We start from the raw sequence: 19,515 nt of genomic DNA, 5'->3' as shown, positions 1-19,515 counted from the left end.
TTTTGTTGTGTTATCCTATTTTTGGTCTTTTATTCCCATTTCACAGATTCAATAGTCTAGGAGGTAGATGTGCTTGAATACAAAACTAGCATTCATCTTATGCCCCATGCTTGTAGCTGGATTTCGCGTCATCCATCTGTTTGATTTGCCTTATTTGATGCAGCAATTCTATGGTGTGTTTTATCTTATCGCGACAGGAATCATCGCATTCATGTTATGGAAACAAAAAAGACGAAACGCGTCCAATCTTAAGGGCGACGATTTATCAATCTAAAGGAGAATTATATGTCAGCCATCTCATTTCCCGTTTTCACCTTGTTCGGACTACTCGGATTATTAATGTATGCTGGATTTGATTTCAGAAGACAGGCATTTAATCACTTAGTAAAAAGAAGTATCATGTACAGCTTTCTCGTGTACGCGATTGTCGTCGTCCACTTGACAATCGGTTTCATTTATTTCCCTCCGCAAGCAGGATCAATCGAAATTCAGTTGCGCCCTTTCCACTTTATCAACGATTGGATGATTGCAGGACAGCAAGGCAATTGGTTCTTTTGGAATTCAGTAAAGTTGACTGTCTATAACTTCCTTTTGTTCCTGCCGCTCGGCGTCTATCTTGTCTTCCTTTTCAAAATACGGTTCACAAAAGGGTTGCTGTTCCTTTTTCTGACGAGCTTTGTGATTGAGACGCTGCAATTTGTCTTCAGTTATGCCGGTCTGCTGTTCCGCCGTACCTTCAACGTTGATGATTTATTGCTGAATACACTCGGTGGCGCGCTTGGGATGCTCATCGCCTATAGCGTCATCCACTTCATGCCGACGAAATTCAACCAGTTCCCTAAGCAAACGGACAACACTAAGATTTCGTAACCCATATAAAACGACGGATGCCTTTCGCTGTAACAGCGTCGCATCCGTCGTTTTTGTATGATCTTATATTTCACGATCCAAAATCGATTCAAACTTGAAACCGGTCCGCTAGTCCTTTTAAATCCTCTGCCATCGTCGCAAGCGACTGCGAGGCCGATGAAATTTCCTGCATCGATGCCATCTGTTCTTCCGTCGACGCTGAAATGTTCTCTGTTCCGGCAGCAGCACTTTCCGTGACGCCCTGGATTTCCCGCATGACGGCCGCGATCTGTTCGCTGCCAGCTGACATTTCCTGAACGGCACCGGATACTTCTTCGACTTGATCCGTCACGTCGACGATCGAGCGCTCGATTTCCTTGAACGAATCACTCGCTGCTGCGACGACGTGAATCCCGCTCGTCATCTCGCCTGATACCTTCTCCATCGAGACGACGGAATGTTCCGTCTCCCGCTGAATGACTTGAATCAATCCTTCGATTTGCTTCGCCGCAACCGCCGATTGTTCGGCGAGCGCCTTGACTTCTGCTGCGACGACGGCGAATCCGCGCCCTTGCTCCCCGGCACGTGCCGCTTCAATCGCTGCATTTAAGGCAAGTAAGTTCGTTTGCGCGGCGATGCCCGTGATCGACGCTGTAATCTGCCCGATTTCTTTTGAGCGACCACCGAGTCCGACGATGACGTGTCCAAGTTCCGTGACGTCCGTATTGATTTGTTCCATTTGTCGGCCGAGTTTGTCGACGACTTGACTGCCTTGCTCGACTTTCCCCATCGCGTCGCCGGTCACGTCAGACATCTGTTGCGCATTCCGCGCGACTTGGCGGATGCCGGACGTCAATTCCTCGACCGTTCGTGACGCGCCCGAGACCTGACCTAGTTGTTGTGTCGATCCGCTCGCGATTTCTTCCATTGTCACGGCGACGAGTTCCGTCGCTTTCGTCGTCGCTTCCGCGTTCGCACTCAGTTCGTCCGATGCTTTCGCGACGTGGTTCGACGTTCCCGTCATTTCGACGATGACATGATGCAACTGTTCCGTCATCGTATTGAACGATGCTGTTAATTGACCAAGTTCATCTTTTGAATTGTAATCACCACGTACCGTCAAATCACCATCACCCGACTGTTCCATCCAGCCTTGGAGTGAACGGATCGGTCGCGTGATTAAGCGAATAATGTAAATCGCTAAAATCGCAAACAAAAGCAACGATCCGATGAAAATTGCCGCCATTAAGTAAAAGGCTGTCTGTTTCTCTGCCTGATTTTGTTCGTTGATCGACTTCGCTTGATTCGTCATCGATTTCATCAAGCTTGCTGCCGTATCAGCGACTTGATCCCGAACTTGTTCGAGACCAGTAGAGTATGTTTGATAGGCTTCTTCTTTATTGCCTTCAATCGCTAAACTTTGAATCGTACTGAGTCCATTGTCGTAGGCGATGATGTAATCGTTTAGTTCTTCAAGCTGCTTCGCCTCACGGGCACCAATGTTCGCCGTCCGCTCGAACTTGTCGACCGCCGTCCGGATTTGTGCTTGGCGTTGATCGATTTGGCCCTCCAGTTCATCGAGACGTGCCGGATCTTTCGTCAACATCATCTCGACGAGGAACGAATCGAGCGCCCGGGTATCAATCCGAATCTTCCCGACTTCTTGAACGGGAATTAAATTTTCTTCATACATCGCTTCAGATGCATTGGCCATCTGATTTAAAAAGTAGATGCTCGCACTCGTAATCAGGACCATCGCGACGAGTGCTGTCGCAACCAACACTTGAATCTTTCTTCGTACTGTCAAATTTTTCATCCATTTTCCCCCTCACTTTTCTATATCGGTAAAATGAAGCGATGTTTGACTCTTTTTACGGAATTTTTCCAATCCATGATGTGTTACCGCCAATGCGTCGGCTACGACTTTTGTTAAGTCGTTCGGTATAATCGGCAGTACGAGAAGCAGAAAGGATGAGTCGTCATGCAACAGGTTGCTAATGAAATCACTCAGTTTCGCGGCACCCATTACGAGTTCGGTCGCGAACAAGGACGCTACGTCAAACAAAATGAATTACTCCATAACCGGGAAGACAACTGGAAGATTCGGGTTCCACGCTTTCAGGTTGACCCGGGCGAAACAAAAGAAATGTTCCTCCGGTATGTCCCGCACATGTGGGATGAAATCCTCGGACTCCAGGATGAACTTGAACTGTCGCTTGAAGACACATTGCTCCACTTTGGTCATTACCGCGTCGAAGGTCCGAAAAGCGGCTGTTCGATCATGACGGGCGATAATTTTTTAGTCCGCAATTATGATTATCATCCGATGACCTACGACGGACGGTTTTCCGTTTTCCAACCGACGGACGGCGGGTCTGCCATCATCGGACCCGCGTCCCGCGTGACCGGACGGATGGACGGGATGAACGAACACGGACTGGCGATGGGCTACAACTTCATCAACCGGAGACGCCCCGGAGACGGATTCGTCAGTTTCATGATTGGCCGGATCATCCTTGAGACATGTACATCGGTCGAAGACGCGATTTCGCTCGTCAAGGAATTGCCGCACCGCGGTTCTTTCACCTACGTCGTCCACGATAAGTCGGCGCGCTCGTTCGTCATCGAAGCGACGGCACGCGACATCGAAGTCCGGGAGACGAATCTCTGTACGAATCATTTTGATTTACTGCAACACGAAAACCGGTTCCATCTCGATGACTCGAAACGACGGATGATGGAAATGAAGTCGCACCAGCACTTGATTCAAGATGCGGAGTCTGCCTTCCGTCTACTCAACGATACCGATAAAGGGGTCTTTTCCGAGCTCTACTCCCACTGGGCCGGAACGATTCATACGTCGGCGTATTTCCCGGAGGACTTGAAGGTCTGGTTCGCGCTCGGCGGTGACCAAGAGCCGGTCGAGTTCGATTTCCGCGACTGGTTGGCCGGCAACGACTTTGCTCTGAAACGCATCGAAGGAGAACTTGAGACCGACATCCAGTTTGCGAACACGTTACAGACGTGGCGTTAAAAAAAGCGATGCAAGCGCAACATACACCCTCCGATAAGAAACCAACTATAGCGCAGGACTTCGTCTAAAAAAAAGTACGGGAGCAGATTTCAAATCTGCTCCCGTACTTTTTCTTTTAGCATAAGCCTATGTGTTTAAATCAAACCGGCTCCATTAATCCAATCGTTTTTCCATGTGAAGATCCGTCGTCATGTACCCTGACGTTTCATAGAGTGCAATCGCCCGTTTATTGTGGGCAAAGACATGAAGCCCGATGACTTTGATGTTCATCCGCCGCGCAACCTGTTCAAGCGCGACCATCGCCTGTCGTCCGTACCCTTTTCCTTGATGACTTGCGTCAACTGAAAAATCATAGATGAACGCCGTCCGTCCCTGCTTTTTCTGAACGACATGAAACCACATCATCCCGACCGGTTCAGCCGTCGATTCATCGACAAGCGAAAAAAGATAATTGTCTTTTGACGCGCGTCCATCCGGCAAGAGTTGACGAAATTCCGTCGTCGACCGCTCGATTGCTTCAGCTTCCACCCACGTTCCGGCTTTCACTTTTTCCGCGGCGTAATCTTCAATTGCAGTCGGTAAATACGTGTGATATCTCACTTCTGACATCGGTTCAAATCGGATTTTCATCTGTCGTAGCCCACTTCCATGCCGCCCGTTGGTTGACTTGCCGATTGCCAATCCTGCGCAAGCATCGCATAGACGGCGATATCATGATATGTACCATAAAGTCGCTCTGCATCCCGCAAAATCCCTTCTTGCTCGTAACCGAGCCGTTCTGGTATCTTCCGACTGCGTGTATTGTCGACTGCACATTCAATGACAACTCGATTCAAGCCTAACGTCGTGAAACAATACTCGGTAATGAAAGCAACGACAGGCGTCATCAACCCTTTCCCCCGTCCGTTTCCCGTCAAATAATAACCAATCGAGGTCTGCCGTAACGTCTGATTGATTTCGTGTAAAGCGATTGTCCCAATCAGCGCACCATCGTAATAAATGCCACAGGCAAATCCGTCTCCGTCCGCATACTGTTTCAGCCATGTCGGAATCACTTCATCGCGGTAGCTTTCAGGTCCCGTCGCTCCATCGACCCAGCCGAGCCATTCCCGTAAATGATCACGATTGGCATCGACTAACGTATACAACGCGTCGGCATCTTCCCGTTCAATTAATTTTAATCCGAGTCGTTCTGTGATCTGATGGGTAAACATGATCTTTCACTCCTTATGTACGTCTAAAGCTATACTTTAGACGTTAAACATTAAAATACCTGCTTGATCCTTTGTTTTCAATCAAACAAAGGATTTATCATTTCGACTTTTCTAGCCGGGCTACAGTAAAAATATTTCAAGTTAGTTGTCACCAATCTTATAATGTAAAAAAAAGGAACAGGCAGCTTTTAATGGAATAACTAAACAGGTAGACGACAATTCTTGAACTACCTCCACCTACGCTACGCTTAGAGGTGGGAGTATTCTCGCCTGATTTTGATAAACTAACTCATTTCTGGCTAAACATACTCATTTTGAGTGATTTTGAGTATGTTTAGCGTATTTGACTATGTTTAATGCGTTCATTTTTCTTCTAAACTGATTCATTTGTTATAAAAATGAGCATGTTTAATGGCATGGAGTGACGTACTGACTACATTCATGACGGGAGATATACACGATAAAAAACATAGAAGCCGTATTTTTAGATCAGGACGGTACCATCGGAGGCGACTCTACCATTCACTACCCGGGAGAGTTTAAACTGTTTCCGTATACCGCTTCAGAAATCAACCGCTTGAAAAAATCCCGAATCCAACTGTTCTCATTCACCAATCAGCCCGGCATCTCGAGAGGGTTAGCAACGATTGACGACTTTCAACGGGAACTGACCGGGTTTGGTTTTGATGATGTGTACATATGTCCACACCATCCACATGAAGGATGTCCGTGTCGGAAGCCTGATATCGGTATGTTATCGGAAGCACAAACAGATCATAATTTAACTCTAGAAAATTGTGTCGTCATCGGGGATCGTTGGACCGACATGCTGGCGGCTTCAAAAGCAGGTTGTATTAAAATTTTAGTACGAACAGGGGCTGGCGAAGTCTCGTTACGCGACCATCATCATGAAATGGAGAAGCTTTCCATCGATTACATTGCTGAAGATTTACCGGATGCCGTCCACTGGTTAATGCAAAATTAAAACAGGACGATTTTTTAAAGGAGGTGTACCATGACATATCCGAGACATTCACTTTCGGCAGGTGCCGTCGTTCTTGATGCACAAGGAAAAATCCTGCTCATCAAAGGACCACGACGCGGATGGGAATTTCCGGGTGGCATTATTGAGCTCGGTGAAACCATCGAAGACGGAATCATCCGGGAAGTGAAAGAAGAGTCCCGTATTGACATTGAAGTGATTCAATTTTGTGGCATCTATCAAAACGTCAGCGAGCAGGTGTGTGCGACGTGTTGGCTAGCAAAAGCAATTGGTGGTACACCGCAAACGAGCAGCGAAAGTCTGGAAGTTGGCTTTTTTAGTTTAGAAGAAATTTTAGACATGGTGACCTGGTCAAACTTTCGGGAACGAATCCTCAAAGTATTAAACGAAGCGGAACAACCCTTTTTTGTCCCTTTTTAACCGTAGCAGCATCTCCACAATTAAGTAAGGCATTCACCGCGCCGGATGATTCCGAGCGATGGATGCCTTTGTTTACGGAACAATTCTTTTGATGGCGTTAGTTAACGTTTGACGACTTTCCTGACCGCCCATCTCTGATGCGCATGAAATAACTTATCCGTATCTTGAAGACTAAGCCACGTCGGAAGATGATCCACTTCGACTGCAGCTTGTGTCAACTCGAGTAACGTCACTTCGTAAAAGAACGCATCGTTGAGGATGGTTTGCCCGTTTTGTGCTATCAAATACTGTTTGGCCCGTCCAATCGGTGCTTCGATACGAATCGTATAACCCCTCTCTTCTAACAGTTCTCTGTGAAGTGCTTGCTCCGGTGTTTCACCGACTTCCCTCCCACCTCCGGGAAGGAAGAAATGTTGTGAATTGGTCCGAACGCTTAGGTATTTTTGTTGTTCCTTATCAACGACAACAGCATAGACGCTCGCCTTGTTTTGATAATGCATCCCTTCCTGCTTCAGTCCGAAAATCGGAATCTCTTTTTTTATATTCGTTTTAGACTGTCTCATTGATGATCTCCTTTATACGTGTAATGCCATTTCAAATAGAATTCGTGATATACAGCTTTATACTAACTATAGACCATTTAAATCCGTTGAGAGGTGAACTGAAACGTGCATGATTTTTTCGAAGTACTGAATTATGTAAATAAAATCATTTATGAACCCAATCGTTTACCATTAGAGAGGGTTCAAGAAGAACCACAAAATGCGAACTATGGTGCTGGGACTTTTAAAATATTTTCCAAAACCGTTCGTTTTCGGATAGGACATGTAACGCCTACAAAACTAGGACAGTTTGTGGTCTTTTGGGAAAAAGACGACAACAATAAGAATCAGCCCTATCGATACGACGAAGCCCCTGATTTATTAGTCATCACGACTTTTAAAAATGAGACAGAATTTGGACAATTTATCTTTCCGAAAGAAGTACTTCTTAAACAAAATGTCCTTTCATCTGATGCAACAAAAGGGAAGATGGCGATGCGTGTATATCCGAGCTGGGATACACCAACAAGTAAACAAGCCATCGCAACTCAAAAATGGCAGGCACCATACTTTATCGATATGTGCGATGCTAGTGATTCGTTGAACGAGGAACTAGTTGAACGTTATTCGCTTTAATTTCCCGAAAACCCCTTTTTCATCGATTCATTTCATTTAAAGAAAATCAATTGATTCAGTACTATCAGGCAGTTTAATTAAATTTCAGACATTTTATGCCATACTAAGAAGACCGAAAAAGGAGGAGTTCAGTTGTCATCTCTCATGAAAAAAATCGCATCCCGGATACAGTTTCCACTTGACCGGCCGATTACGTTTGACGATTTACCATCTCTATTAGAAGCATTCGCCTACCACCTGCCGTTTGATAATCAGGCCGTCCTCTCGAAACGGACGTTACCTTTTAACGAAGCACGCCTTGAGCAGACGTTCGTCACCAATCAAGCAGGCGGTGTCTGTTACGATTTAAATCATCTGCTCTATGAAATTTTGCGGATCAAAGGATTTGATGTCGCGCTCGTCAAAGCGACCGTCTATGACAATGAACACGAAGTCTGGTCGGCAACCGGTCCTACCCATGTCGCGATTCTCCTTCAGCATGCAGGCGCGACGTACCTCGTCGACAGTGGGTTCGGAATCAATCTCGCCTTACGCCCTGTTCCATTGACAGGTGAGACCGTTCTTTCACCAAGCGGCAGCTTCCGGATTGCCCCGAACGGTGCCGGGTACCAGCTTGAAATGCAACGGATAGGACTCGACGACACGTTCATCATCGGCTACCATTTTTATACCCAACAGACGCTTTTGCCGGAGCAGCTCGCAGCGATCGAACAAATCATCCAGCAGCATGCCGCCTCCCCGTTCAATAAACGGAGTTTACTTGCCGTCCGGACTGAAACCGGGCACCGGATTTTGACGGAACAAGCCTTGACGACTTGGGCGGATGGAAAGAAAACGATCCAACCCGTCCCGTCAGACGAACAGTATGCGAGTTGGAAAAAGGAGCTGTTCTGATCGTGCAGGACGTACCCTACCCGTATACGCTTTGCCTGGTCCGCCAAGACGATCACTTCCTGCTGCTCAACCGGCAAAAGCAGCCGGCGATGGGAATGTGGAATGGTGTCGGCGGCAAAATCGAACCCGGTGAAACTCCGTCTGCCGCTGTCGTCCGGGAGACGTTCGAAGAGACAGGGATTACGCTGTCACAAGTCCAGTTCGCCGGTACCGCCGTCCTACGCGCTGAACAAGCAGTCGGCATCTATCTCTACCTCGCCGACTTACCGGATGGTCAAACGCTTGCGACACCGCGCGCAACGCGCGAAGGAATTCTCGACTGGAAATCACTTGACTGGATTCTTAATCCGGACAATATCGGGATTATCAGTAACTTAAAACACTATTTACCGAACATCTTAAGCGGTCCACCGCGTCAACACGCATTCACCTATAAGCAGCATCAGTTACTCGATTATTCGACGACCGTCTTACCTGCGGACGCGCTGCACCTCACATACTAAAAAAACTGCGTCCTTCATCCCGGAGACAATCGTTGTCAACAGAATGAGCGACGCAGTTTTTTAATTGAACCCGAACAGTTGAAGCCCCGTCACGATCAAGGCCACCATCACGATACCGGGCAGGAGATTGGCAACACGGATTTTTGTGATGCCGGCAAGATTCAACCCGATGGCCAAAATCATCACCCCGCCGGTCGCCGTCATCTCGACGATGAACTGTTGCAGGATCGCATCGGGAATGAACTGTGTAATCGCGACGGCACCGAGCGCAATCGCCCCTTGATACAGAAGTACGGGAATGGCGGAGAAGATGACGCCGATGCCGAGCGTCGAACTGAGGACGAGCGCCGTAAAGCCGTCAATCAATCCTTTCGTATACAATACGTCGTGATCCTGACGCAATCCGCCGTCAAGCGCCCCGAGCACGCCCATCGCGCCGATGACGAAGATCAGCGTCGCCGTGACGAATCCTTCAGCGATGTTTGACGGGCGTCCCCGGCCGATTCTCAGTTCGAGCCATTCGCCGAGCCGGTTGAGCTTTTCATCGATCCGCAACCATTCGCCAAGCGCCCCACCGATGACGAGACTACCGATGACGATTAAAAAGTTCTCACTTTTCAACCCCATCTGGACACCGAGCACGACGACGGCGAGACCGATTGCCTGGACGACCGTTTCTTTCATCCGCTCGGGAATTCTGTGAAACAGGAGACCGAGTAACGTCCCGACGATGATCAGTCCTGTGTTGACAAGTGTTCCTGTAAGTACCATCCTTGTTCCCTCGTTTGCTAAGTTATTTTTAAATTAAGGTAGTTGAAATAAAGTCAATCCGAGATGACAGTCGGACTGGCTTGCCGAAAACTGTGGAGTGTCATCCCAAGCATGACGAGGATGATTCCGAGCAGTCCGAGACCTGACGGAAATGCCGCGTGTAAAAAGACGGCTTCTCCGAGGACGGTGAACAAAATTTCGAACGATTGTGTCGCCTCGATTGTCGCGAGCCGGACGGGATCACGATGGACGAGCGATGTCGCGTAAAAGAACAAGGACGTCGCGACGACGCCGGAAAAGATTGCGACGAGTGCCGACTGTGATACTTGTGCCATCGAAGGGAAACCACTCGAACGGTATGCAAATGCCGTCAAGATGAACCAAAACGGAAGACTCGCAAGCGTCATCCCGAGAATCCGGTCGAACACGTCGAGTTGGTCGCCGTACCGCATGAGCATCTTCCGGTTCCCGAGCGGATAGGCGACCGCTGCAATCAGGACCGGGACGACACCGTACAGCATCGATGACAGGCTGACGTTTTCCGCGACGGCAAGTTGCATGACGATGACGCCGGCGACGATGACAAGGGAAAATCGTAACGCCGTCCAGGGAATCTTCTGGTGAAACAACGGCGCAAGCAACGGACCAGCAAGGATTGTCAGTTGCCACGTCCCGGCGATCAACCAACCGGGCGCATGATCGGCAGCAAAACAAATCCCGCTGTAAAAAATGCCAAAGCCGATCGTCCCGTAGATGAGCCAAAATTTCGGGTCTTCGCGGAGCGCCCGGAAGACATGTCCGACCCGCCGGCGAAAGGCGACGATTATAAACAACAACGGCAGCATAAAATAAAACCGGAGTGCCGCACTGTAAATCCAGTGCCCCCCACTTCCTTGCATCGATTGGTTCAGGATGAAGGTGACGGCAAAAAACAATGCCGCCAAGGTACCGAGTACGAGCGGACGCATTTTCACTCCTCCTTCAGTGCTGCGATGATATGGCGACCGAGCCCATTCCAGTTCTGCCTCGTCAACCGGACGAGTAAATCGACGTCCCGCTGTTCGCACGCTTGTATGATCGCATCGTGGTCATCTGCCGACGAACTACCAATCCGGCTGAACTGGGCGAACTCCAGCCGGCGGACGAGCGGCGTCAAGCGACTCAACGTTTCAGTCAGTTGCTGATTCTGACTTGCCTGTAAAAAGACATGATGAAACGCATCATCACATTGCATCGCCTCGAGGGCATCCTCCTGACCGATCGCCGTCCGAAATTCGGTATTCAGCTTGCGTAACATCGCTAACGTCTCCGGCGTAATGTGCGGAAACGCCAGTTGACTCGCGAGTCCATGGAGCGTCGCGACGATTGGAAACGTCTCGCGTGCCTGCACCATATCCAGTGCCGTCACGTTCGTCCGTGAACCGGGTTTAAAGACGACGAGTCCCTCCTCTTCCAGTTTTTTCAGTGCTTCCCGGACCGGCGTCCGGCTGACACCGAATTGTTCCGCCAGTTCCAAATCGTTCAATTTTTCACCCGGCGCCAGCTCCAAGGTGATGATTTGTTGCTGCAAGTGTTGATACACTTCCTGACTCAAGGAAGTCCGTTTGATTTTAAGAGTCTTTTTTGAGTTATCCATAAAACTAATATATTGCATATCAATGCTGATTGCACTTGTTTTTTTCAATTATCAGGAAAATTTAATTCACTACCTTGTATTACATGTTATTGAATGATAGGCTATAGTTACCTTGCAATACAAGATAGCGAAATGAGGAATCTTTATGTCATCTACTCAAATGTTAAAAGGGATTCTTGACGGTTGTTTACTTGCGTTGATCGCGGAAGAAGAGGTCTACGGTTATGAACTGGCAACGAAGCTCGCGACCTACGGCTTTGCTGACGTCAGTGAAGGAACGATTTATCCGTTATTGATGCGGATGCAAAAATTGGGTTGGATTGAAGCAACGCAACGGGTCTCACCGAGCGGACCAAAACGAAAGTATTATGCCATCACTTCGGCAGGACGCGACGAACTGACAGCTTTTTCGGCACGTTGGGAGAGACTCTCGACAAGCGTCAACCAGATTTTAAAGGAGGAATGATGGATGCATCCCTTATCCACTGAATCAACTCTTTTTTTAGACGACTTAAAGATTTATTTGTTAGCTTCCGGAAAAAATGAACAGGCGACGCAAGACATCGTCAGCGAACTCGAGGATCACTTGCGCGACGCTGAGACGGACGGCAAATCGGTCAAATCCATTACCGGCGGTAGTCCGGCTGCTTACATCCAGTCGATTTCGAACGAACTGGCCTTTGATTGGAAAGGATTGTTGCAAGTCTTCGGGCTTGTGTTAGTAGGTGGATCCAGTTTTTCGTTTTTTCAACAGCTCTTTAATGGTTCCGTCTCCTACAGCGCCATTCTCTTATTGAGTTTTGCGAGCGCAGTTGCATTACTCATCGTCTGCCTCGCGCTGATTTTGCGGTACTTGTCGACGCATCCGGTCAGTCCTGTCCGTCAAAAGGTGTTGTCCGGACTGTTCGGCGGCTTATTTTCAGTCAGTATCTTGGTGACCGTTTTTGCCGACCGCTTCATCGATTCGCCGACCGTGACGTTTTCGCTCCCTGTCAGTTATGCGATCGGATTGCTTTATCTCGTCGTCATCGTCTGGTTATCGGTTTGGTCAGGGACATGGATTATCGCCATCGGACTTGCCGCCTATTTTTTCCCACAGTTTGTTTTACATCAGACTGGAGTCAATGGATTAATCGTCATTTTGAGCAGTTATCTCATTTCGATGATCAGTATGAATCTGTACTTTTTCTTACCGATGCTGCTTACGAAACGACAGATGCAGAAGTGATTTAGTTCGAAAAATGCATAGAATCCGCTACAAACGAGTATTGCTATGAGTTAGCGATTTTTATTTGGTATTTAATTACATTTTTCAAGTAGAATGAATTAAAACCACTAGAATCGAGGTTACTTTTATGAATACCAAGATGCTGATTCTCATCTTCCTCATTGTCTATCTAGCACTTAGCCTGCCGGCACTGTTCGGGATTGGACTTGTCATCGACTGGGTCCCTGAAACCACCGTCGTTCAAAAGTTTAACGGATATGTCCTCGTGGGACTAACGGATAACTACTTATTCAAATGCGTCATGGCAGGGCTGATTAGCATCGTCCTGCAACTGGTTATGTTTAAACGACAACGAAATTAAATCAGGTAGCAAACAATGCATCGGGGGAATTATATGAAACTTTATCGGTTCACAAAAGAGACCGGAAAAAAATCACAAAATTTGACTCTGATTTTGTAATGTCGCGGATCACGCAGACAGAGAAGCCCGTTCATATAGGGTGTGTCCATTTAGATGTCGGCGGGTTAATTGGTTATCATCAAGCGGTTGTTCCCCAGCTGCTTTTAATTGTGAACGGGGAAGGCTTGGTTAGAGGTGAAGCCGATGAATATATTAAAGTTCATAGCGGGGAAGCCGTATTTTGGGATCAAGACGAATGGCACGAAACCAGAACAGATACCGGTTTGACTGCAATCGTTATCGAAAGCGAAGAGTTGATCACGTCTTCCTTGACACCGTTAGAGCGATTAAAGGTATGAAACAAACATGAGCATTAATTAAAAGAAGGCTGTCTGACAGGGAGAAAAAAGTTCCACTTCCCCTCTGTCAAACAGCCCTCTTCATTAAAAATTACTTTCTCTAATGTCGATCTTTTAGAATTAACGTTCCATAACCTGTTCCTGCTCTTGTGGGATATGGCTTATGTCTGCTTCTAGCACAATTTTAAGCTGATTCTCAACGCATTCAATAACCGACAAGGATGTATCCTTTATGAATGGAGGTGTTGACCATAATTTTTCAAGCGGTTGCTTTTTTAAAGTGGCCAACAATATTTTAATAACGACTGTGTGCGTGACAATTAGAACCTCTCCTGTTTGATGTCGACTTTTCAGTTTCTCAAAAAATGCAAGAACACGTCGTTTCAACTCAAAGAAGTTTTCACCTGTTTCTGATATATACAGATGTGGCGCATTCCAAAAGTTGAAATAGGCTTGCGGATAGTTCTCACTTAACACCTGTCTGTTTTGCCCTTCCCAGTCCCCAAAATGTATCTCTTTTAAATCCTCCTCGATCACAAACGGACACGTCCGTCCCTGCATCATCAATCGAGCCGTACATAAACTTCTTTCACTCGGACTGGAATAGACCGTTTGAAATGCAATAGACTTCAGCCTTTCACCTAACTGACGTGCATTTCTTTTTCCTTTTTCAGTTAACGGTGAATCCAACCACCCTTGTAGCTTCTGTTCTATATTCCATTCTGTTTCGCCGTGCCGCGTCAGATAAATCGTCAGCATTTTTTTAAACCCTCCAATACGCTTCGCTCACGTTCCGCTTCATACCGCTCCCGCGTCCATTGATACAACCGGCTCGTCACCGTCCGCCCGTCAATCCGCTCCATAACGAACGGTCGGTCGAGCACGTGGCGGAAGCCCATCTTTTCGATGACACGTTGCGATTGTCCGTTAAAATCAAAGTGTGCAGACCAGACGATCTCCATCTCAAGCTCCACAAAAGCGACAGCGAGTGCCGCGTCGACAATCTCCGGCATCCGACCCTGCCCCCAGTAATCAGGGTGCAGGACGAATCCGAATTCGACTTGTTTTTTGTCAGCCAGCGCCTCGACCGGCCGGCGCGCATGCATCCCGAAGCTGCCGATGACGTGGTCCGTCGTCCGGTCGACGATCGCATAACCATCATTCGCTTCCTGAAACATCGTGATGACGGTGCGGCTTTCGTCGATGGACGCGTGCGGTGCCCAGCCTGCGTTCGGTCCGACACGCGGATCTTTTGCATAGGCATATAAATCTTCGGCGTCACTCGTGCGCCAGCGTCGTAATCGGTGCCGTTTCGTTGTCAATTCCTCCATTTTATCCACTCCTTTTTGATTACGAGACGTTTCGTTTCGTCTCGACGACTTCTTTCATATAAAGTCCCGAGTACGCTAAGACTAATCCGAGGAAGACAATCAATCCGATATAGACACTCATCATGAACGGGGCTAAAACCGCTCCGAGGATGATCGTCGAGCGTGAAATAAAGTCGGCCCCGGCGTGGGACGTCCCGGCGAACGCCGAGTAGGCGCCGCGCTTATCTTCCGGCATCATGTTCGCTTTTTCAGCGTTTAACGTCGGGGAGTACAACAATTCCCCAATCGTCGCGATGAAGATGAACGTCAACAGGACGGTCATCGAATTCGCACTCGTGACGGTCATGTAACCGACCAGGTATAACGCCAGTCCGGCGATTAGCGTCTTCCGGCTAGAAAATCGGTTCGCGAGCCGTTGGATGAAAAATGTCAGACAGACGACGAGAATCGTATTCTCGATATTGATCAGGCTGACCATCCGGACACCGTTGACGAGGAGGCTACCGACTTCGACCGTCTTGAACTCGTCCGCAAGCCGGACGGCGACGTAACTGCCCATCGAAAATTCGGCGGCGAGGATACACATCGAACCGAGGACGACCTTGACGAACGGGCGGTCGCGCCAGGCGATCCGGTAACTGTTCGTGATGTCGGTCAGGACGGACCGGAACGGCTGTTTCCGCCAGACGTGTTTCGATTCGTCGAGCAGGAAATGGTACGCGACCGGTAAGAGGAGCGACGTACACGTCAATAAGCTGAACAGGAACAATCGGTTGCTGACGTAGAGCCAGCCTCCGAGTGCTGTCCCGAGTGCAATCGAGAGATTGATTAACCAGTAATCGATTGCGTAGACCGCCCGCCGGTTGTCGGGTGTCGTCGCGTCGATGATGATCGCCCCCATCGCCGGTCGGCCGATGTTACTCGTGACGGTAAAGATGGCATAAGCAATCGTGAAGGCAACCATCTGATTGACGGCAAGACTGATCGTCATCGTCAAGAACATCAAACCGGTCGCCGTCGTCGAGAGGACGAGCAGCCGTTTTCTCGGGAAACGGTCAGCGAGATATCCGCCAATCAAACCGATGAAGAAACTTAAAAAGACGGTACTGATTAAAAACAATCCGGCAATGACTTGATTAAAGGCATCGACGAACAATAAAGCCATGAACGGCATGATGGCGAATGACACCGTCCGGTTAAAAAAGGATGTTACGAGTCTGACTTTAATTGGTTTAGGTATTTCTTTCCATTTCATATTGTCACCTTCCATTCTCTACCTGTATGATAAACAAGACAGATTAATTTAAAAACGGACATCGTCGTAAATCGATGTCCCCTTTTAGGAAGGAGCAGCTGATGGAAGGTTATCTCTTTACGTTATGGAAAAAGTGCCGCGACGGGCATTACACGATTCAGCAACTGGCCGATACGATCCATTTGAGTCCGAAGCAGACGAAACGGCATTTGACACGCTGGCAAGACGACGGGTGGCTGAACTACACGAGTGGTCAAGGGCGGGGACATTTTTCGGAGCTCGTCTGGTTGCGCCACGTCGAGCGCGAACTGGCCCGTCAACTGCTCGAACGGATCGACCGCGAATCGATTGACGCCGTGACGGAGCAGCTCAGTTGGGACTGGTCGCCCGCCCAGACCGGCCGGTTCATGCGGCAGCTCGAACAAAAATTCGGGTATGACCAGACGGCATCCGACGCTTTACTCATTCCGCGGAAACGGCCCTTCTTGACGGCTCATCCGCTCGAAGCAGCCGATATCCATAGTGCCCACCTGGTCCAAAATGTCTTTAACCGCTTGTTTTGGATTGATGAAGACGGTCTGCTTAAAGGGGAACTTGCCCATCACTATGCTTGGCAAGGCAACACCTTGTCGCTTTATTTACGAAAAGACGTCCGCTTCCACGACGGTTCACTGATGACGAGTAAAGATGTCACAAAAAGTTTACGGGAACTGATCGCCTTTCCTGCTTACGCCTGGTCGTATCGCCACGTCGAACAGATTAAATCGAACGGACCGTACCGGGTCGACCTGATCCTTGATCAGCAACGGAACTCGATTTTACCGAAGCTTGCGACACTTCACACGAGCATTCATAAAGAAGGAATCGGGACCGGTCCGTTTCAGCTGACGCAACAGGATGATAAAAAAACCGTTTTACAGGCGTTCGCGAACTTTTTTGGCGTCCGGGCCTTGCTCGACCGAATCGAGTTCATCCAGATGCCGGACGCCTACGATCCGGTTTACCGGACGTCGTTATCGGAATCGAGTGCAACCGATACGATTGCGACCCAGTCGGGATTCGGACTGATTTTCTTGAATCCTCGTCCGGGCGGTGTCTTCGAAAGTGAGGAGGCGCGGCACTACATCCACCGCTTGGTTGCTTCCGTCCGCCCTTTCATCACCGAGTTCAACGAGCGCGGTACACCGAACGTCCGCGGGTTTCTCGGTGAGTTTAGTCAAGAATATATCGTTCCCGATGGACCACCCGTCACGTTCGACCGGCCGATCCGGATTAAACTGACGGACTTCACGGAAAACGTGACGTACTGGTTATGTGAGATGTTTGATCGCCAGCGCATCCCTTATGAATTCGTTCCGGTCGGGTTCAAAGAAAGTATCACCAATCTGAATGCTTTTGCTGACATCGATCTCGTCCTCCACGCAGAGGTGTTCGAGCGTAACTTGACGGTCGCGTTCCATCAGTTCTTAACAAATGAATATTCTCCGCCGGCCAAGCTGTTCCGACAGATGCCGGAGATGGAACGGCGTATCCAACTATATGACGATACACCGTTTGAAGACTGGATGCCGCTCCACCAGTCGTTCGAGCGCTACGTCATCGACGCCTCCTATTTCATCCCGCTGTTTGACGACACGCGGCTGATTCCTTATCCGATCGAGCTGCAGAACCTGGTCATCGATTCGTTCGGTTACCTCGATTTCTCAAAACTTTGGATTCCGACTTGACCGCTGACTCTAGTCAGCGGTTTTTGTCCGTTTCTTGACGAATCGATGGCACGTTTGTGACAAGATTCACTTTCTTTTTTAATCTAGTATTTTATATGTTGTATTTACGGACGAAAGCTCCAATACTGTGGGAGAACGAACTGAAAAGGAAGTGGTCATATGTTAAACGCGACAACGATTCAACTCATCAAGTCAACTGTCCCTGTTCTTGCAGAACACGGACCAGCGATCACCCGTGTCTTTTATCAACGTTTATTTGAACGGCATCCAGAGATGACGCACATCTTTAATCAGACGAATCAAAAAACAAACCGTCAGTCGCAAGCCCTCGCTCACGCCGTCTATGCGGCAGCTGCGAACATCGATCAACTCGACGTCTTAAAACCAACGCTCCTGCCCGTCCTACATAAACACCGGAGCCTGCAAATCAAACCGGAGATGTATCCGATCGTCGGGACAGAACTGTTGCGCGCGATTGAAGAAGTCCTAGGCGACGCCGCAACTCCAGCAATCATCGATGCGTGGGGACTCGCCTATCAAGAAATCGCTGATTTGTTCATGACGCTTGAAGCCGAACTTTATGCGCAAGACGAACAGGCAAAAGGCTTCACAGGATATCAGACCTTCACGGTGACGGCAATCACTGAAGAAGCGTCGGATATCAAATCGTTTACCTTGCAGCCAACACATGCCTTGACGTTACCGGCGTTTACACCGGGGCAATACGTGACGCTCCGGATCAAAACGCCGGCAGGACTGTGGCAAAACCGGCAGTACAGCTTAATCAATCGTCCCGGTGATGCGTTTTACACGATTGCCGTCAAACGCGACGGAAGCGTCTCAAAACAACTGCATGATGCAACGCACGTCGGTGATACGGTCCTGCTCAGTGCACCCGCTGGCAATTTTGCGTTACCAACCGGACACACACCCGTCGTCTTGTTCGCTGGTGGGATCGGTCTGACACCGCTACTCGCGATTGCCGACGCAGCACTTGCGGCAAGTCGGTCCGTCACGCTTCACGTCGCGATTCAAGATGATCTCGACCGTCCCTTTACGACTCGTCTCGCAAGCCTGGAAACAGCCGGTGCAACCGTCATCCGTTATGCGGAACGGCATCCACAAACAGGGACAACTTCCGGCCGTTTGATGGAAGAAATCATTCAAAACGTCGACAAGTCTGCGATCGCCTTCGTCTGCGGACCGGAAGCGATGATCCGGTTCGTCGCGTCGAACTGGCAAGGAGCGACGGAGCAACTGCATTACGAAGTATTCGGACCGGTGCTTGCGTTTGAGGCGGAAGCCGTCGGAGCAAACTAATCGAATAATCAACTGAAAAAAGACCGTTTCGACTGTGATTTTCACAGTCAAAACGGTCTTTTCTCTTTCAAATTCGGTTATCTTAATAGTAATAGCGCTATGTCCGCTGAAGACGTTAATGTTTATGTTTGTTCCCGGCTACAGCGCTTAAATAAAAGGAGACGATTACAGTATGCGTGATAAACGGTTTGTATTGAAATCAAAACAACATCTCAGTGGAGGGATTATCAAAATCGTCGTCGATACACAGACCGGCGTAAATTATGTAATGACGAGTGGTCTCGGCATGAGTGGAATGACGCCTCTTTTAGATCAGGATGGTAAGGTAGTCGTCGATAAACGTTAAGCTTCCCTATTTTTTTTGCATATGTGTTATTTAAAAAACTGACCATA

At 48.6% G+C, this 19,515-nt stretch carries 24 protein-coding genes and 1 pseudogene; 15 read left to right on the top strand and 10 right to left on the bottom strand.

All coding sequences use genetic code 11. The features are described from left to right. Window positions 1–73 precede the first annotated feature (73 nt). Entirely contained in the window at window positions 74–274 is a 201-nt protein-coding gene (locus AC0VYQ_RS07425) for a hypothetical protein (RefSeq protein ID WP_475404661.1), read from the top strand. An 11-nt stretch (window positions 275–285) separates the two neighbouring features. Beyond that, the gene (locus tag AC0VYQ_RS07420) at window positions 286–870 is read left to right on the top strand and encodes a VanZ family protein (RefSeq protein ID WP_475404660.1); all 585 of its coding nucleotides are present in this window, start codon (window positions 286–288) and stop codon (window positions 868–870) included. A gap of 88 nt (window positions 871–958) precedes the next feature. Here the strand turns inward: AC0VYQ_RS07420 and AC0VYQ_RS07415 are convergent, their stop codons facing one another. Next, on the bottom strand, window positions 959–2,665 hold the full coding sequence (locus AC0VYQ_RS07415; protein WP_475404659.1) for a methyl-accepting chemotaxis protein: 1,707 nt from the start codon (window positions 2,663–2,665) through the stop codon (window positions 959–961). Between the two features lie 165 nt (window positions 2,666–2,830). Between AC0VYQ_RS07415 and AC0VYQ_RS07410 the strand changes: the two genes are divergently transcribed. Then, the gene (locus AC0VYQ_RS07410) at window positions 2,831–3,883 is read left to right on the top strand and encodes a C45 family autoproteolytic acyltransferase/hydolase (RefSeq protein ID WP_088836998.1); all 1,053 of its coding nucleotides are present in this window, start codon (window positions 2,831–2,833) and stop codon (window positions 3,881–3,883) included. Between the two features lie 153 nt (window positions 3,884–4,036). On the opposite strand, the gene AC0VYQ_RS07405 is transcribed toward AC0VYQ_RS07410, so the two are convergent. Beyond that, window positions 4,037–4,513, bottom strand: a complete 477-nt coding sequence (locus AC0VYQ_RS07405; RefSeq protein WP_475404658.1) for a GNAT family N-acetyltransferase — start codon at window positions 4,511–4,513, stop codon at window positions 4,037–4,039. Then, window positions 4,510–5,097: a GNAT family N-acetyltransferase gene (locus AC0VYQ_RS07400; RefSeq protein ID WP_475404657.1), complete on the bottom strand. Its 588-nt coding sequence runs from the start codon at window positions 5,095–5,097 to the stop codon at window positions 4,510–4,512. Before AC0VYQ_RS07400 ends, AC0VYQ_RS07405 begins: the two co-directional genes overlap by 4 nt. Before the next feature lie 451 nt (window positions 5,098–5,548). Here AC0VYQ_RS07400 and AC0VYQ_RS07395 point away from each other — a divergent pair, with 451 nt between their 5' ends. Together AC0VYQ_RS07395 and AC0VYQ_RS07390 are read left to right on the top strand one after the other, a co-directional pair. Further along, window positions 5,549–6,082 carry an HAD-IIIA family hydrolase gene (locus tag AC0VYQ_RS07395; protein WP_475404744.1) on the top strand — a complete coding sequence of 178 codons (534 nt, stop codon included), beginning with the start codon at window positions 5,549–5,551 and terminating at the stop codon, window positions 6,080–6,082. A gap of 30 nt (window positions 6,083–6,112) precedes the next feature. Further along, window positions 6,113–6,520 (top strand): NUDIX hydrolase, encoded by a 408-nt coding sequence (locus AC0VYQ_RS07390; RefSeq protein ID WP_475404656.1) that lies wholly within the window; start codon window positions 6,113–6,115, stop codon window positions 6,518–6,520. Between the two features lie 101 nt (window positions 6,521–6,621). Here AC0VYQ_RS07390 and AC0VYQ_RS07385 read toward each other — a convergent pair whose 3' ends face one another. Beyond that, window positions 6,622–7,083, bottom strand: a complete 462-nt coding sequence (locus AC0VYQ_RS07385; RefSeq protein WP_475404655.1) for an NUDIX domain-containing protein — start codon at window positions 7,081–7,083, stop codon at window positions 6,622–6,624. A gap of 105 nt (window positions 7,084–7,188) precedes the next feature. On the opposite strand from AC0VYQ_RS07385, the gene AC0VYQ_RS07380 reads away from it, so the two are divergent. The 3 genes from AC0VYQ_RS07380 to AC0VYQ_RS07370 all read left to right on the top strand — a co-directional run bounded on the left by AC0VYQ_RS07380 (window position 7,189) and on the right by AC0VYQ_RS07370 (window position 9,095). Further along, window positions 7,189–7,698 (top strand): MepB family protein, encoded by a 510-nt coding sequence (locus AC0VYQ_RS07380; protein ID WP_475404654.1) that lies wholly within the window; start codon window positions 7,189–7,191, stop codon window positions 7,696–7,698. 132 nt (window positions 7,699–7,830) lie between these two features. After that, window positions 7,831–8,592 carry an arylamine N-acetyltransferase family protein gene (locus tag AC0VYQ_RS07375; RefSeq protein WP_475404653.1) on the top strand — a complete coding sequence of 254 codons (762 nt, stop codon included), beginning with the start codon at window positions 7,831–7,833 and terminating at the stop codon, window positions 8,590–8,592. A gap of 2 nt (window positions 8,593–8,594) precedes the next feature. Next, window positions 8,595–9,095, top strand: coding sequence for an NUDIX hydrolase (locus AC0VYQ_RS07370; protein WP_475404652.1), 501 nt, complete (start codon window positions 8,595–8,597; stop codon window positions 9,093–9,095). A gap of 60 nt (window positions 9,096–9,155) precedes the next feature. On the opposite strand, the gene AC0VYQ_RS07365 is transcribed toward AC0VYQ_RS07370, so the two are convergent. From AC0VYQ_RS07365 to AC0VYQ_RS07355, 3 genes are read right to left on the bottom strand one after another with little or no spacing between them, the layout of a single operon-like run. Further along, window positions 9,156–9,866, bottom strand: a complete 711-nt coding sequence (locus tag AC0VYQ_RS07365; RefSeq protein ID WP_475404651.1) for a DUF554 domain-containing protein — start codon at window positions 9,864–9,866, stop codon at window positions 9,156–9,158. A gap of 53 nt (window positions 9,867–9,919) precedes the next feature. Next, on the bottom strand, window positions 9,920–10,834 hold the full coding sequence (locus AC0VYQ_RS07360; RefSeq protein WP_475404650.1) for a DMT family transporter: 915 nt from the start codon (window positions 10,832–10,834) through the stop codon (window positions 9,920–9,922). 2 nt (window positions 10,835–10,836) lie between these two features. Continuing rightward, on the bottom strand, window positions 10,837–11,502 hold the full coding sequence (locus tag AC0VYQ_RS07355; protein WP_475404649.1) for a GntR family transcriptional regulator: 666 nt from the start codon (window positions 11,500–11,502) through the stop codon (window positions 10,837–10,839). A gap of 145 nt (window positions 11,503–11,647) precedes the next feature. Here AC0VYQ_RS07355 and AC0VYQ_RS07350 point away from each other — a divergent pair, with 145 nt between their 5' ends. The 4 genes and pseudogenes from AC0VYQ_RS07350 to AC0VYQ_RS07335 all read left to right on the top strand — a co-directional run bounded on the left by AC0VYQ_RS07350 (window position 11,648) and on the right by AC0VYQ_RS07335 (window position 13,489). Further along, entirely contained in the window at window positions 11,648–11,968 is a 321-nt protein-coding gene (locus AC0VYQ_RS07350) for a PadR family transcriptional regulator (protein ID WP_214769383.1), read from the top strand. Between the two features lie 3 nt (window positions 11,969–11,971). Further along, window positions 11,972–12,730 carry a hypothetical protein gene (locus tag AC0VYQ_RS07345; protein WP_475404648.1) on the top strand — a complete coding sequence of 253 codons (759 nt, stop codon included), beginning with the start codon at window positions 11,972–11,974 and terminating at the stop codon, window positions 12,728–12,730. Window positions 12,731–12,857: 127 nt separating this feature from the next. Further along, complete coding sequence (locus tag AC0VYQ_RS07340) at window positions 12,858–13,091, top strand: hypothetical protein (RefSeq protein ID WP_475404647.1); 234 nt, start codon at window positions 12,858–12,860, stop codon at window positions 13,089–13,091. A gap of 33 nt (window positions 13,092–13,124) precedes the next feature. Beyond that, window positions 13,125–13,489 (top strand): annotated as a pseudogene (locus AC0VYQ_RS07335) (cupin). A gap of 120 nt (window positions 13,490–13,609) precedes the next feature. Here the strand turns inward: AC0VYQ_RS07335 and AC0VYQ_RS07330 are convergent. From AC0VYQ_RS07330 to AC0VYQ_RS07320, 3 genes are read right to left on the bottom strand one after another with little or no spacing between them, the layout of a single operon-like run. Continuing rightward, window positions 13,610–14,248, bottom strand: coding sequence for a histidine phosphatase family protein (locus tag AC0VYQ_RS07330; RefSeq protein ID WP_475404646.1), 639 nt, complete (start codon window positions 14,246–14,248; stop codon window positions 13,610–13,612). Continuing rightward, entirely contained in the window at window positions 14,242–14,820 is a 579-nt protein-coding gene (locus tag AC0VYQ_RS07325) for a GNAT family N-acetyltransferase (protein ID WP_475404645.1), read from the bottom strand. Before AC0VYQ_RS07325 ends, AC0VYQ_RS07330 begins: the two co-directional genes overlap by 7 nt. 19 nt (window positions 14,821–14,839) lie before the next feature. Further along, on the bottom strand, window positions 14,840–16,075 hold the full coding sequence (locus AC0VYQ_RS07320) for an MDR family MFS transporter (protein ID WP_475404644.1): 1,236 nt from the start codon (window positions 16,073–16,075) through the stop codon (window positions 14,840–14,842). Between the two features lie 101 nt (window positions 16,076–16,176). Between AC0VYQ_RS07320 and AC0VYQ_RS07315 the strand changes: the two genes are divergently transcribed. From AC0VYQ_RS07315 to AC0VYQ_RS07305, 3 genes are all read left to right on the top strand, one after another. Further along, window positions 16,177–17,802, top strand: coding sequence for an ABC transporter substrate-binding protein (locus AC0VYQ_RS07315; RefSeq protein WP_475404643.1), 1,626 nt, complete (start codon window positions 16,177–16,179; stop codon window positions 17,800–17,802). Window positions 17,803–17,961: 159 nt separating this feature from the next. Continuing rightward, window positions 17,962–19,122, top strand: coding sequence for a globin domain-containing protein (locus AC0VYQ_RS07310; RefSeq protein ID WP_475404642.1), 1,161 nt, complete (start codon window positions 17,962–17,964; stop codon window positions 19,120–19,122). Window positions 19,123–19,294: 172 nt separating this feature from the next. Beyond that, the gene (locus AC0VYQ_RS07305) at window positions 19,295–19,468 is read left to right on the top strand and encodes a DUF6440 family protein (protein ID WP_201302327.1); all 174 of its coding nucleotides are present in this window, start codon (window positions 19,295–19,297) and stop codon (window positions 19,466–19,468) included. Window positions 19,469–19,515: the final 47 nt, after the last annotated feature.

This window comes from Exiguobacterium sp. QJM3NY_9 (assembly GCF_056173545.1).
The sequence above is the reverse complement of the archived record's forward strand: the minus strand, read 5'-3'. Positions and strand labels throughout refer to the sequence as shown.

What these genes read in the sequence shown, in the direction of transcription:
- AC0VYQ_RS07420 (WP_475404660.1), top strand. Translation starts at nt 286, where the DNA reads ATGTCAGCCATCTCATTTCCCGTTTTCACCTTGTTCGGACTACTCGGA.
- AC0VYQ_RS07415 (WP_475404659.1), bottom strand. Translation starts at nt 2,665, where the DNA reads ATGAAAAATTTGACAGTACGAAGAAAGATTCAAGTGTTGGTTGCGACA.
- AC0VYQ_RS07410 (WP_088836998.1), top strand. Translation starts at nt 2,831, where the DNA reads ATGCAACAGGTTGCTAATGAAATCACTCAGTTTCGCGGCACCCATTAC.
- AC0VYQ_RS07405 (WP_475404658.1), bottom strand. Translation starts at nt 4,513, where the DNA reads ATGAAAATCCGATTTGAACCGATGTCAGAAGTGAGATATCACACGTAT.
- AC0VYQ_RS07400 (WP_475404657.1), bottom strand. Translation starts at nt 5,097, where the DNA reads ATGTTTACCCATCAGATCACAGAACGACTCGGATTAAAATTAATTGAA.
- AC0VYQ_RS07390 (WP_475404656.1), top strand. Translation starts at nt 6,113, where the DNA reads ATGACATATCCGAGACATTCACTTTCGGCAGGTGCCGTCGTTCTTGAT.
- AC0VYQ_RS07385 (WP_475404655.1), bottom strand. Translation starts at nt 7,083, where the DNA reads ATGAGACAGTCTAAAACGAATATAAAAAAAGAGATTCCGATTTTCGGA.
- AC0VYQ_RS07365 (WP_475404651.1), bottom strand. Translation starts at nt 9,866, where the DNA reads ATGGTACTTACAGGAACACTTGTCAACACAGGACTGATCATCGTCGGG.
- AC0VYQ_RS07360 (WP_475404650.1), bottom strand. Translation starts at nt 10,834, where the DNA reads ATGCGTCCGCTCGTACTCGGTACCTTGGCGGCATTGTTTTTTGCCGTC.
- AC0VYQ_RS07355 (WP_475404649.1), bottom strand. Translation starts at nt 11,502, where the DNA reads ATGGATAACTCAAAAAAGACTCTTAAAATCAAACGGACTTCCTTGAGT.
- AC0VYQ_RS07350 (WP_214769383.1), top strand. Translation starts at nt 11,648, where the DNA reads ATGTCATCTACTCAAATGTTAAAAGGGATTCTTGACGGTTGTTTACTT.
- AC0VYQ_RS07345 (WP_475404648.1), top strand. Translation starts at nt 11,972, where the DNA reads ATGCATCCCTTATCCACTGAATCAACTCTTTTTTTAGACGACTTAAAG.
- AC0VYQ_RS07340 (WP_475404647.1), top strand. Translation starts at nt 12,858, where the DNA reads ATGAATACCAAGATGCTGATTCTCATCTTCCTCATTGTCTATCTAGCA.
- AC0VYQ_RS07330 (WP_475404646.1), bottom strand. Translation starts at nt 14,248, where the DNA reads ATGCTGACGATTTATCTGACGCGGCACGGCGAAACAGAATGGAATATA.
- AC0VYQ_RS07325 (WP_475404645.1), bottom strand. Translation starts at nt 14,820, where the DNA reads ATGGAGGAATTGACAACGAAACGGCACCGATTACGACGCTGGCGCACG.
- AC0VYQ_RS07320 (WP_475404644.1), bottom strand. Translation starts at nt 16,075, where the DNA reads ATGAAATGGAAAGAAATACCTAAACCAATTAAAGTCAGACTCGTAACA.
- AC0VYQ_RS07315 (WP_475404643.1), top strand. Translation starts at nt 16,177, where the DNA reads ATGGAAGGTTATCTCTTTACGTTATGGAAAAAGTGCCGCGACGGGCAT.
- AC0VYQ_RS07310 (WP_475404642.1), top strand. Translation starts at nt 17,962, where the DNA reads ATGTTAAACGCGACAACGATTCAACTCATCAAGTCAACTGTCCCTGTT.
- AC0VYQ_RS07305 (WP_201302327.1), top strand. Translation starts at nt 19,295, where the DNA reads ATGCGTGATAAACGGTTTGTATTGAAATCAAAACAACATCTCAGTGGA.